A 10,818-nucleotide genomic window follows, 5' to 3' on the forward strand; every position below is an offset into this window, starting at 1 on the left:
TCACTCCGCCGGTTCGGTCTTGCGGGCGGGCTTCGGCGCCGGCCTCAGCCTCAGGAACATCGCTTCGAGCGGCATCCGCACCATGTTGTCGAGCGCGCCGGTGAACAGGATTACGAGCGCCTGGATCACCACGATCAGCTCGCGCGGGATCGAGGTCCAGAGCGCCAGCTCGGCGCCGCCCTGGTAGAGAAAGCCGAAGAGCAGCGCCGCGAGCAGCACGCCGAAGGGATGGCTGCGGCCCATCAGCGCCACCGCGATGCCGATGAAGCCGGCGCCCTCGACGGCGTTGAGCACCAGCCGCTCGGCCTCGCCCATGACGTTGTTGATCGCCATCATGCCCGCCAGTCCGCCGGACATCAGCATGGTCACGACGATGATCCGGGTGGGCGAGATGCCCGCGTATTTCGCGGCCGATTCAGACTGGCCGAAGGCGCGGATCTCGTAGCCGAGCCGGGTGCGCCAGATCAGCGCCCAGACCGCGACGCAGGCCAAGAGCGCCACGAAGAACGACACGTTGACCGGCGCGCCGCGGAACAGCGCCGTCTCGGCGGTCGAGAACATGTCCTGGAAGGTCGGCAGATGCGTGGCCTCGGGGAAGCGGCCCGTGGCGGGCTCCATCGAGCCCGAGGGCTTGAGCGCGCCGATCAGTAGGTAGTTCAGAAGCGCCGCGGCGATGAAGTTGAACATGATCGTCGTGATCACGATGTGGCTGCCGCGCTTGGCCTGCAGCCAGGCCGGGATCAGCGCCCAGGCTGCGCCGAACAGCGCCGCGCCGACCGCACCGCCCAGAAGCGCGAGGGTCCAGTGCGGCCACGGGATGAAGAGCGCGATCAGCGCCACGCCGAGGCCGCCCAGCATCGCCTGACCCTCGCCGCCGATGTTGAACAGGCGCGCATGGATGGCGATCGCCACGGCGAGGCCGGTGAAGATGAAATTGGTGGTGTAGTAGAGCGTGTAGCCCCAGGCATAGGTCGAGCCGAGCGAGCCCTCGACCATCAGCTTCAGCGCGGCCCAGGGGTTCTCGCCGATGGCGAGGATCACCAGGGCCGAGAGCAGGGCGGCGAGGATCAGGCTGATCAGCGGGATCAGCACGACATCCGCCCATTGCGGCATCTTCTGCATCTCAGGCCTCCTTCGCGGCGCTGGCGCGCTTCTTGGCAAGGTTGGCCTCGATCTCGGCCTCGCTATGCGGTTTGTCGGTATCGGTGATGCCCGCCATCAACAGGCCCAGCTCGCGCTCGTCGGTTTCGGACGGCAGGCGCTCGCCCATGATCTGGCCGTCGAACATCACCGCGATGCGGTCCGACAGCGACATGATCTCGTCGAGCTCGACCGACACCAGAAGCACGGCCTTGCCCATGTCGCGCAGCGCCACGATCTGCTCGTGGATGAACTCGATTGCGCCGATGTCGACGCCTCGGGTCGGCTGACCGATCAGCAGCAGGTCGGGATTGCGCTCGATCTCGCGCGCCACGACGATCTTCTGCTGGTTGCCGCCAGAGAAGTTCTTGGCGGCGAGGTTCGGGTTCGGCGGGCGCACGTCGAAGCGCTCCATCTTCGCGGCGGCATCGGCCTTGATGGCCGCGTTGTCCATGAAGACGCCTTTGTTGAACTCGGGCTTGTCGTGGTAGCCGAAGGCCACGTTCTCCCAAGCGGTGAAGTCGAGGATCAGCCCCTCATGGTGCCGGTCCTCAGGGACATGGGCGATGCCCCGCGCGCGCCGGGTGCGGGCGTCGGACTTGCGGCCCGTCAGGTCGATCTCCTCGCCGTTCAGGCGGATCGTCCCCTCGGCCTTGCGGTAGCCGCCCAGCACCTCGAGCAGTTCGGATTGGCCGTTGCCGGCGACGCCGGCGAGGCCGAGGATCTCGCCGGCGCGGATCTCGAGCCCGATGCCGCGCAGCCGCTCGACCCCCTTGCTGTCGATCACCGTCAGGTTCTCGACCTCGAGGATCGTCCGGCCCGGCGTGGCGGGGGCCTTCTCGACCTGCAGCAGCACCTTGCGGCCGACCATCAGCTCGGCCAGCTCCGGCGGCGAGGTCTCGGCGGTCTGGACGGTGGCGGTCATCTCGCCGCGCCGCATCACGCTCACCGTGTCGGTGATCTCCATGATCTCGCGCAGCTTGTGGGTGATCAGGATGATCGTCTTGCCCTGGTCGCGCAGCCCCTTGAGGATGCGGAACAAATGGTCGGCCTCGGCCGGGGTCAGCACGCCGGTGGGCTCGTCGAGGATCAGGATGTCGGCCTGCCGGTACAGCGCCTTGAGGATCTCGACACGCTGCTGCATGCCGACGCCGATATCCTCGATCCGCGCGTCGGGATCGATGTTGAGCTCGTATTCGGCGGCCAGCTGCTTGAGCTGGCGCCGTGCCTTGGCGAGCGAGGGGCGCAGCATCGCGCCTTCCTCGGCCCCGAGCACGACGTTCTCGAGCACGGTGAAGTTCTGCACCAGCTTGAAGTGCTGGAACACCATGCCGATGCCGGCGCGGATCGCGGCCTGGCTGTCGGGGATCTGGGTCGGGCGGCCATTGATGAAGATCTCGCCCGCATCGGCCTTGTAGAAGCCGTAGAGGATCGACATCAGCGTCGATTTGCCGGCGCCGTTCTCGCCGATGATGCCATGGATCGTGCCTGGCATCACCCGGATCGAGATGTCCTTGTTGGCCTGCACGGGGCCAAAGGCCTTGGAGATGCCCTTGAGCTCGATCGCGGGGGTGTGGTCGGTCATGTGATGTCCGGTCCTCGGGTGCGAAACGGGGCCGCGCTTTGCGGCGCGGCCCCTCGTGTCATGCCCTTGAGGGCGATCAGAAGTCGAGCGAGGGGCAGCTCTCGTCGCTCATGTAGTCGTGCACTTCGATCTCGCCGGAGGCGATCTTGGCCTTGGCGTCCTCGACTGCCGCGGTCATCTCCTCGGTCACCAGCGCCTCGTTGTGCTCGTCGACGGCGATGCCGACGCCCTCGTTGTTCACGCCCATGACGTTGATGCCGGTCTCGATCTCGGTGCCGGCCTCGAAGGCGTCGTAGACGGCGTTGTCGACGCGCTTGACCATCGAGGTCAGCACCTTGCCCGGCTGCAGGTAGTTCTGGTTGCTGTCGACGCCGATCGACAGGATGCCTTGGTCGGCGGCGGTCTGCAGCACGCCGATGCCGGTGCCGCCGGCGGCGGCATAGACCACGTCGGCGCCTTGGGAGATCTGCGCCTGGGTCAGCTCGGAGCCCTTGACCGGGTCGTTCCAGGCCGCGGGGGTGGTGCCGGTCATGTTCGACAGCACGGTGATCTCGGGGTTCACCGACTTGGCGCCCTGGGCGTAGCCGCAGGCGAACTTGCGGATGAGCGGGATGTCCATGCCGCCGATGAAGCCGACGGTGCCGCTCTCGGAGGCCATCGCCGCCATCTGGCCGACGAGGTAGGAGCCCTCGTGCTCGTTGAAGATCACCGAGCGGACGTTGGGCTGGTCGACCACGCCGTCGACGATCACGAACTTGGTGTCGGGGTAGTCGGCGGCGATCTCTTCGAGCGGGGTCATGAAGGAGAAGCCGACGGTGACGATCGGGTTGTTGCCGGCCTCGGCGAAGCGGCGGAGCGCCTGCTCGCGCTGCGCATCGGACTGCAGCTCGACCTCGGCATAGGAGTTGCCGGTTTCCTCGGCCCAGCGGGTGGCGCCGTTATGCGCGCTCTCATTGAACGACTTGTCGAACTTGCCGCCCAGGTCGAAGACCAGCGCCGGGTCGGCCAGTGCGGCGCCGGCCGAGATCGCCAGCGCGGCGGTCGCGCCGAGGAATTTCGCGAGATGAGTCATCTAAAGCTCCCTGTCAGGTCACGGCGCGGTGCCGTCCCGGCGCCGCGCGTCTGCCGGTCATGCGCCGGCTCATGGCAGGATAAGGCAATGCGCGGCGCTTTCGGGTCAACTGATTTTTCCATGATTTGCGCCAAGTCACCGGGACTTCGCAGCGTTACGGCCCACCTCTGAGGCGACTGACGCAGGGGTATGTTATCGCAATGGGCGGGTAAGGATCAGCGCCGCTGCGGGCGATTGCCCGGCCCGTGGATAATAGCCCGGCCGCCGACCGGCCCGTGCGTATCCCATCTGCTCGTAGAGCGCCCGCGCCGGGGCGTTGTCCTCCGCCACCTCGAGAAAGATTGTCACCGCCCCGGCAGCCCGCGCCGCGTCGTGAAACGCCTCCAGCGCCGTACGGGCGCGGCCCTGCCTGCGATGGTCGGGGTGGGTGGCCAGTGTGATGATCTCGGCCTCGTCCAGGGTCACGCGCCCCAGCGCGAAACCAGAGGCGTCGCCCGCGAGGATCGCGCCGGGTGCGGTAAGCAGCGCGGCGAACTCCTCCGTGCTCCAGCCGCGCTCGTCCGGGAAGGCCGCCGCATAGGTCGCGGCGAGCGCCCGCGGCGCGCTCATTCGATCAGGACGGGGGCCGGGTCGCGCGGCGGTGCCGCGTCGGCGGGGCGGACGTAGAGCGGCGCCGGGCGCGGCTGCGGCGTCCCGGCACGCTCGCGGGCGATCCGCGCGATGGCGCGCACGAGGGCCTCGGGTCCAGAGCCGTGCAGCACCTCACCGGCCTCGGCGGCGGGGGCAAGGCGCGGGGCCTCGGCACCGGCATCGGTCAGCCGTTGCAGCCAGAGATGGTCACGGGGAGCGGGCAGGGCGACGGTGAGAGGGCGCGGATGCTCCAGCGCCGCCGCCTCGAAGCCCGAGACCCCGATGGCCGGGATGCCCAGGCCCAGAGACAGGCCGCGCGCCGCCGAGACGCCGATCCTCAGCCCGGTGAAGTTGCCGGGCCCGGTGCCGACGCCGATCGCCGCGAGATCGCGCCAGGCCAGCCCCTCATGCTGCAGCAATTCCTCAAGAAACGGCATCAGCCGCTCGGCCTGGCCCTTGGCCATCGGCTCGACACGGGTGACCATGCGATCGCCCAGATGCAGAGCGGCCGCGCAATGCGCGGCCGAGCTGTCGAATGCGAGTAGCGGACGCATCAGGCTGCGACGGGCCGGACCTCGACCACTTCGGGGATGTAGTGGCGCAGCAGGTTCTCGATGCCCATCTTGAGCGTCAGCGTCGAAGAGGGGCAGCCGGCGCAGGCGCCCTGCATGTGCAGATAGACCACGCCACGGTCGAAGCCGTGGAAGGTGATGTCGCCGCCATCCTGCGCCACGGCGGGCCGCACGCGGGTGTCGAGCAATTCCTTGATCTGCTCGACGATGGCGCCGTCCTCGCCGGTATGTTCGGCATGGCCACCCGAGGCGCTGTTCGAGGTGCCGTCGTCGATCGCCGGGGCGCCGGACTGGAAATGCTCCATCACCGCGCCGAGCACGGCGGGCTTGATGTGATCCCACTCGACGGCTTCGGTCTTGGTCACCGTGACGAAGTCGGAGCCGAGGAACACGCCGGCCACGCCGCCGGTCGCGAAGATGCGCTTGGCCAAGGGGCTCGACTGCGCGGCTTCCTCGGAGGGGAAATCGGCCGTGCCCATCTCGAGCACGGTCTGCCCCGGCAGGAACTTCAGCGTCGCGGGGTTCGGCGTGGATTCGGTCTGGATGAACATCGGACCACCTTTCGTTTCAGGTCCCCGATATGCGCCTCGCCGGACCCGAAGTCAAGATTTGGAACGGTTCTAAATCGGCCGTCGGCAGTGGCTTAGGTAATCGCCTCGAGCCGCTCCTTGGAGATGTCGCCCGGCACGATGGTGATCGGCACCGGCAGGCTGCCGGCCTCGCGGGTGAGCTGGCTCACCAATGGCCCCGGCCCCTTGCGGTCGTCGCCCGCGCCGAGCACCAGCACGCCGATCTCCGGGTCCTCGCGGATCTGGGCGAGGATCTCGGGCACCGCTTCGCCCTCGCGGATCACCAGATCGGGATGCACGTTCTGGCGGTCGCGCATCCACTTGGCGAAGACCTCGAAATGCACCTCGATCCGCTCGCGCGCCTCGGCCCGCATGATCTCGCCCACCCCTACCCAATGGTTGAACTCGTCCGGGGGGATCACCGACAGGATGGTGACCCCGCCGCCGGTCTTGCCCGCGCGCATCGCCGCGAAACGCATCGCGTTGAGGCATTCGCGGGTATCGTCGAGGATCACGAGGAACTTGCGCATGGGTCGTCCTGTCGGAGCTATTCGGCCGGAGTGTGACCCAGCACCGGACGCGGGGCAACCGGGCGGTGTATGGCCGGGCGGCGCAGCGGCGGGTCGGGGCGCAGCTGCGGCTGCGGCCGGGTCAGCGGCGGCTCGGCGCGCGGGGTGGGGGCCTTGTGCGCCGCCTGCCGGAGCTGCGCTTGCACCGGCGCGCGGATCAGCGACAGCAGCATCCGGCCGACCCGCTCACCGAGGAAGATCAGCACCTGTCCCGCCAGCAGCCACAAGAGCGCCGCCGCGCCGATCGCGAGGTCCGACAGCCGCACCAGCGCGCGGAAGGCGCGACCCTTGCCGAGAATGTCGAGCGTGGCGCGGGTGTCCGGACCGGCGGCGTCCGAGAGCCGCGCCAGCCGCCGCGCATCGGCGGCGTCATCGACGTGGCGCAGCATCAGCACCGCGTCGGTGAGCGAGCTATTCGCGGCGACGCGGCCCAGATCCGAGGCCAGCTCGCCCACCCGGGCGAGCTTCACCGGATCGGCCACCTCGTCGAGACCCATCTTGCCCAAAGCGAGATCGTCGAGCCGATCCGGCCGGAAGCCGACATCGGACAGCCGCCGCAGCTCGTCGGAGAAGCTCGTGCTGACGGTGCCGAGCCGCCGCGCTAGCCGCAGCGAGGTTGCGCCGACCTTCACCGTGGCGCTGGTGCCGCCCGAGGCCAGCACCAGGCCGGTGGCCCCGAGCCCGACGCCCGCGAGCGCCACCTCGATGCGGTCGATCTCCTCGCCGGCGATGCCGGCCTGCGCCGCCCGCCTGAGCGCGTTCAGATCGCCCAACGGCGTCATCTCGACGGTGACGCCGCACATCGCCAGAAGCGCCACGCGCGGGCAGGCGGTGATGTCGGCGGCGCAGACCGCGCAGTCACGCGCCGCCGCCAGCGCCCCGGTCTCGCGCGCCTCCAGCGCCTGCATGCGGCCCAGAAGCGCCGGCGAGGGCGCGATGCCGTGACGCCCGCCCACCGCCGAAACCATGCGCATCGCGTCGAGATCCTCGGCCAGAAGCGCCCGGTCCATCTCGGCCATGTACCATTCCGGCGTCACCTCGCGCGCCAGGGCCGCGCGCAACTCCAGCGCCACCGCCTCGGTGCTGCGCTCCAGATAGGGCGCGGCGAAGGGGTTCTGCGACATCAAGAGCGCCAACGCCACCGTGCTCAGCGCGACGGGCAGGAACGCCAGCAGCCGGTCGAGGGCGCGCCAGAGCCGCATCTCAGCCCGCCGTCGCCGCCCAGTCCCAGTACATCTCGCGCACCCGCTTCGTCACCGGGCCGATCGGATAGGCCGTGTCGTCGAAGGTGGTGACCGGCGTGACCTTGTGCATGTTGCCCGACAGGAACACCTCGTCGGCGGCGTGCACGTCCTCGAAGGACATGGTGACCTCGTGCACCTTTACGCCATCGGCGCGCAGATTGGCGATGTGACGCGCCCGCGTGATGCCCGCGAGGAAGGTGCCGTTGGGGATCGGGGTGAACACCTCGCCGTCGCGCACGATGAAGACATTGGAGCTGGCGCTCTCGGCGACATTACCCAGCGCGTCGGCCACCAGCGCGTTGCCGAAGCCCTTCGCGCGCGCCTCGGCGATCATCCGGGCGTTGTTGGGGTAGAGGCAGCCCGCCTTGGCGTTGACCACCGCATCCTCCATCACGGGGCGGCGGAAACGGGTGGTGGTGAGTGTGGTCGAAGCGTCGGGCGGCGCCATCGGGATCGTCTCCAGCGCCACGGCGAACCCGGTCGCGCCCTCCTTGGGCAGGATGCCCAAATGGCCACCATCGAGTGCCCAGTACATCGGTCGGATGTAGATCGCGGCATCCTTCGGGCAGGCGGCCAGCCCCTCGCGGACGATGCCGACCATCTCCTGCGTCGAGACGGTGGGGATGATCATCAGCGCCTCGGCCGAGGCATTGGCCCGGGCACAGTGGCGGTCGAGATCGGGCGCGAGGCCATGCGCGTAGCGCGCACCGTCGAACACCGTCGTGCCGAGCCACGCGCCGTGATCCGAGGCACGGATCACGGCGATGTCGCCCTTGTGCCAACGCCCTTCGAAATAGGTCCGGATATCGGTGCCCGTCGCCATGCCTGTCCTCCGCTTTGGAGCGCAGGCTAGGCCAGCGGCGCAAATCGGTCGAGAGGCGGCGGTGATCCGCCGATCCGCAGCGCCCGGGCGTTGCGCTCAAGCCTCGGCCAGCAGCGCCTCGAGATCGAGCCGGGCATTGCGCATCGAAAGCCCGCCCCCGGCATCGCGCGGCCAGTCGGCCTCGGCGCGGTCGCGGTAGATCTCGACCCCGTTGCCGTCCGGGTCGCGGAAGTAGATCGCCTCGCTCACCCCGTGATCCGCGGCCCCCTCGATCTCGACCCCGGCCGCGATGACCCGCTGCAGCGCCTGCGCCAATGACTTGCGGTCCGGGTAGAGGATCGCGGTGTGGAAGAGACCGGTATGGCCCGGCGGCGGCGGCACCGCGCCGAGGCTCTCCCAGGTGTTGAGGCCGATATGGTGGTGATAGCCCCCGGCCGAGAGAAAGGCGGCGCCGGCGCCGTATCGCTGCATCAGCTCGAAACCCAGCAGCTCGCCGTAGAAGGCGATGGCACGGTCGAGATCGGCGACGCGCAGATGCACGTGACCGATGCGGGTCGCGGCAGGGGCGATGGTGGTGGTCATTTCGGCTCTCCGGTCCTGACGGGTTCTACCGCCCAGATAGGGGCTCCGCCCGGGGCGCGGCAGTCGCCAGTTTCGCACGGCATCGGTGCAACAGCGCGAAAGCGCGATGCCGCCGCTCGCGCCGACGTGAGTTGATCCTCCCGCGCGGGAAGGGGGAAAGGAGGCCCAAACAGGCAAGGAGTTCCCATGACCCAGACCCGACGCGGTTTCATCGCCAGCGGCGCCGCTGGCCTCGTCACGCTCGCCGCACCGGCCATCGCCGCCCAGAGCGCGGTGCAGCGCAACGTCTCTGCGCTGCAGAAGATCGACTGGCGCGACCATTTCGACGCGCTGGGCGTGGGGGTCATCGTCGCCGACACCAAGGCCCGCGCGGTGCATTTCTGGGGCGGCGACGACGAAACCTACCGGCTCTACCCCTCGTCGGTGCCGGTCAGCCCGGAGCTGACCAAGCTCGGCTACACCGAGGTGGTGCGCAAGGTCGACGGGCCGACATGGACCCCGACGCCGTCGATGCGCGAGCGTGACCCGTCGCTCCCGGCCGTGGTCCCCCCCGGTCCCGGCAACCCGCTCGGCACCCATGCTCTCTACCTGTCTTGGCAGTACTACCGCATCCACGGCACGCACGACACGCGCAAGATCGGGCGCCCGTCCTCGGATGGCTGCATCGGTCTCTACAACGAGCACATCGCCAAGCTCTACGCGCTGGTCGAAACCGGCACGCAGGTGCGACTGATCTGAGCCGTTCCGGCGGAAGGGGACGACGCGCCCCTTCCTGCCGTGGTCAGGAAACTAGGTGCGAGCAGCCTGATCGCTGCGCCACCTGCGACCCTTCGGATTGCGTATTTCTGGAACAAAGTGGCCATGCGGCGCGCCTGCCTTCCTGCCGTTTCCGCTGAAGGAATACGGCTTTAGGCAGGCTGGGGCGGGGTTTCTGCTCGTCTCGAGAGACAGGGCGCATGGCGCCCCGTCCCGGGGCTCAGCGAATGAGTCCCATGATCTCGGAGGTTTTCGCGACGATCGGTTCGGCGATGGCGCGGGCGCGCTCGGCGCCGCGGGCCATGATCCGGTCGATCTCGGCCGGATCATCCATGAGCCGCGCCATCTCCGACGAGATCGGTGCCAGCTTTTCGACCGCGAGATCGGCGAGCGCCGGTTTGAACTGGCCCCAGCCGGCACCGCCATGCTCGGCGATCACCTGTTCCGCCGTCATTCCCGACAGGCCCGCATAGATGTCGACGAGGTTCTTCGCCTCGGGCCGGTCGGAGAGGCCGTCGAGGCTCTCGGGCAGCGGCGCCGGATCGGTGCGCGCCTTCTTGAACTTCTTGGCGATGGCGTCGGCATCGTCGGTCATGTTGATCCGCTCCATGTCGCTCTCGCCCGACTTCGACATCTTCTTGGTGCCGTCGCGCAGGTTCATCACCCGCATCGCCGGACCCTCGATCACCGGGGTGGTGAGCGGGAAGAAATCGGTCTTGTAGTCGTGATTGAACTTGGCGGCGATGTCGCGGGTCAGTTCGACATGCTGCTTCTGATCCTCGCCAACCGGCACATGCGTGGCATGGTAGGCGAGGATGTCGGCGGCCATCAGCGACGGGTAGGCGTAGAGGCCGAGGCTCTGCTTCTCGGCATTCTTGCCCGCCTTTTCCTTGAACTGCGTCATCCGGTTCATCCAGCCCACGCGCGCGACGCAATTGAACAGCCAACCCAGCTCGGCATGGGCCGAAACGCGGCTCTGGTTGAACAGGATCGACTTTTCCGGGTCGACGCCCGAGGCGAGGTAGCCCGCCGCCACCTCGCGGGTGGCACGGCGCAGCTCTTCCGGCTCCTGCCAGACCGTGATCGCGTGCAGGTCGACGACGCAATAGATCGTCTCGAATTCGCCGCCCTGCATCTCGACGAAGCGCTTGATGGCCCCCAGATAGTTGCCGAGCGTCAGACCCCCCGAGGGCTTGATGCCGGAAAAGACGCGGGGGGCGAACGTGGTGGCGGTCATGGCGCGTGTCCTGCTGGAAACCGGGTGGCATTCCGATTA

12 protein-coding genes are annotated in these 10,818 nt (G+C 68.6%); 1 reads left to right on the plus strand and 11 read right to left on the minus strand.

Annotation, left to right across the window (positions count from 1 at the left end):
* The 10 genes from ACRAQ3_RS01955 to ACRAQ3_RS02000 form a co-directional block, all read right to left on the minus strand.
* Positions 1–1,122 carry an ABC transporter permease gene (locus ACRAQ3_RS01955; RefSeq protein WP_269397716.1) on the minus strand — a complete coding sequence of 374 codons (1,122 nt, stop codon included), beginning with the start codon at positions 1,120–1,122 and terminating at the stop codon, positions 1–3.
* A gap of 1 nt (position 1,123) precedes the next feature.
* Positions 1,124–2,725 carry an ABC transporter ATP-binding protein gene (locus tag ACRAQ3_RS01960; RefSeq protein ID WP_269397717.1) on the minus strand — a complete coding sequence of 534 codons (1,602 nt, stop codon included), beginning with the start codon at positions 2,723–2,725 and terminating at the stop codon, positions 1,124–1,126.
* Positions 2,726–2,801: 76 nt separating this feature from the next.
* Complete coding sequence (locus ACRAQ3_RS01965) at positions 2,802–3,797, minus strand: BMP family lipoprotein (RefSeq protein WP_432255465.1); 996 nt, start codon at positions 3,795–3,797, stop codon at positions 2,802–2,804.
* 192 nt (positions 3,798–3,989) lie between these two features.
* Complete coding sequence (locus ACRAQ3_RS01970; RefSeq protein ID WP_432255466.1) at positions 3,990–4,406, minus strand: GNAT family N-acetyltransferase; 417 nt, start codon at positions 4,404–4,406, stop codon at positions 3,990–3,992.
* Entirely contained in the window at positions 4,403–4,981 is a 579-nt protein-coding gene (gene tsaB / locus ACRAQ3_RS01975; RefSeq protein WP_432255467.1) for a tRNA (adenosine(37)-N6)-threonylcarbamoyltransferase complex dimerization subunit type 1 TsaB, read from the minus strand. The genes ACRAQ3_RS01970 and tsaB overlap by 4 nt, the downstream gene beginning before the upstream one ends.
* Positions 4,981–5,550: a NifU family protein gene (locus tag ACRAQ3_RS01980; protein WP_085896833.1), complete on the minus strand. Its 570-nt coding sequence runs from the start codon at positions 5,548–5,550 to the stop codon at positions 4,981–4,983. The genes tsaB and ACRAQ3_RS01980 overlap by 1 nt, the downstream gene beginning before the upstream one ends.
* A 92-nt stretch (positions 5,551–5,642) precedes the next feature.
* A complete protein-coding gene (locus ACRAQ3_RS01985) occupies positions 5,643–6,098 on the minus strand; it encodes a universal stress protein (protein ID WP_021693706.1) in 456 nt (151 codons plus the stop codon).
* Positions 6,099–6,115: 17 nt separating this feature from the next.
* On the minus strand, positions 6,116–7,339 hold the full coding sequence (locus ACRAQ3_RS01990; protein WP_432255468.1) for a hypothetical protein: 1,224 nt from the start codon (positions 7,337–7,339) through the stop codon (positions 6,116–6,118).
* A gap of 1 nt (position 7,340) precedes the next feature.
* A complete protein-coding gene (locus tag ACRAQ3_RS01995; RefSeq protein WP_432255469.1) occupies positions 7,341–8,204 on the minus strand; it encodes a branched-chain amino acid aminotransferase in 864 nt (287 codons plus the stop codon).
* A gap of 96 nt (positions 8,205–8,300) precedes the next feature.
* The gene (locus ACRAQ3_RS02000) at positions 8,301–8,786 is read right to left on the minus strand and encodes a VOC family protein (RefSeq protein ID WP_432255470.1); all 486 of its coding nucleotides are present in this window, start codon (positions 8,784–8,786) and stop codon (positions 8,301–8,303) included.
* Between the two features lie 186 nt (positions 8,787–8,972).
* On the opposite strand from ACRAQ3_RS02000, the gene ACRAQ3_RS02005 reads away from it, so the two are divergent.
* Positions 8,973–9,524 (plus strand): L,D-transpeptidase, encoded by a 552-nt coding sequence (locus ACRAQ3_RS02005; RefSeq protein ID WP_432255471.1) that lies wholly within the window; start codon positions 8,973–8,975, stop codon positions 9,522–9,524.
* Positions 9,525–9,762: 238 nt separating this feature from the next.
* Here the strand turns inward: ACRAQ3_RS02005 and trpS are convergent, their stop codons facing one another.
* Complete coding sequence (gene trpS, locus ACRAQ3_RS02010) at positions 9,763–10,779, minus strand: tryptophan--tRNA ligase (protein ID WP_432255472.1); 1,017 nt, start codon at positions 10,777–10,779, stop codon at positions 9,763–9,765.
* Between the last annotated feature and the right edge of the window lie 39 nt (positions 10,780–10,818).

The organism is Limimaricola sp. AA108-03 (assembly GCF_050847355.1).
GTDB lineage: Bacteria > Pseudomonadota > Alphaproteobacteria > Rhodobacterales > Rhodobacteraceae > Limimaricola.

Excerpts from the sequence above, each read along its gene's own strand:
- ACRAQ3_RS01955 (WP_269397716.1), bottom strand. The coding sequence starts at position 1,122 with ATGCAGAAGATGCCGCAATGGGCGGATGTCGTGCTGATCCCGCTGATC.
- ACRAQ3_RS01960 (WP_269397717.1), bottom strand. The coding sequence starts at position 2,725 with ATGACCGACCACACCCCCGCGATCGAGCTCAAGGGCATCTCCAAGGCC.
- ACRAQ3_RS01965 (WP_432255465.1), bottom strand. The coding sequence starts at position 3,797 with ATGACTCATCTCGCGAAATTCCTCGGCGCGACCGCCGCGCTGGCGATC.
- ACRAQ3_RS01970 (WP_432255466.1), bottom strand. The coding sequence starts at position 4,406 with ATGAGCGCGCCGCGGGCGCTCGCCGCGACCTATGCGGCGGCCTTCCCG.
- tsaB (WP_432255467.1), bottom strand. The coding sequence starts at position 4,981 with ATGCGTCCGCTACTCGCATTCGACAGCTCGGCCGCGCATTGCGCGGCC.
- ACRAQ3_RS01980 (WP_085896833.1), bottom strand. The coding sequence starts at position 5,550 with ATGTTCATCCAGACCGAATCCACGCCGAACCCCGCGACGCTGAAGTTC.
- ACRAQ3_RS01985 (WP_021693706.1), bottom strand. The coding sequence starts at position 6,098 with ATGCGCAAGTTCCTCGTGATCCTCGACGATACCCGCGAATGCCTCAAC.
- ACRAQ3_RS01990 (WP_432255468.1), bottom strand. The coding sequence starts at position 7,339 with ATGCGGCTCTGGCGCGCCCTCGACCGGCTGCTGGCGTTCCTGCCCGTC.
- ACRAQ3_RS01995 (WP_432255469.1), bottom strand. The coding sequence starts at position 8,204 with ATGGCGACGGGCACCGATATCCGGACCTATTTCGAAGGGCGTTGGCAC.
- ACRAQ3_RS02000 (WP_432255470.1), bottom strand. The coding sequence starts at position 8,786 with ATGACCACCACCATCGCCCCTGCCGCGACCCGCATCGGTCACGTGCAT.
- ACRAQ3_RS02005 (WP_432255471.1), top strand. The coding sequence starts at position 8,973 with ATGACCCAGACCCGACGCGGTTTCATCGCCAGCGGCGCCGCTGGCCTC.
- trpS (WP_432255472.1), bottom strand. The coding sequence starts at position 10,779 with ATGACCGCCACCACGTTCGCCCCCCGCGTCTTTTCCGGCATCAAGCCC.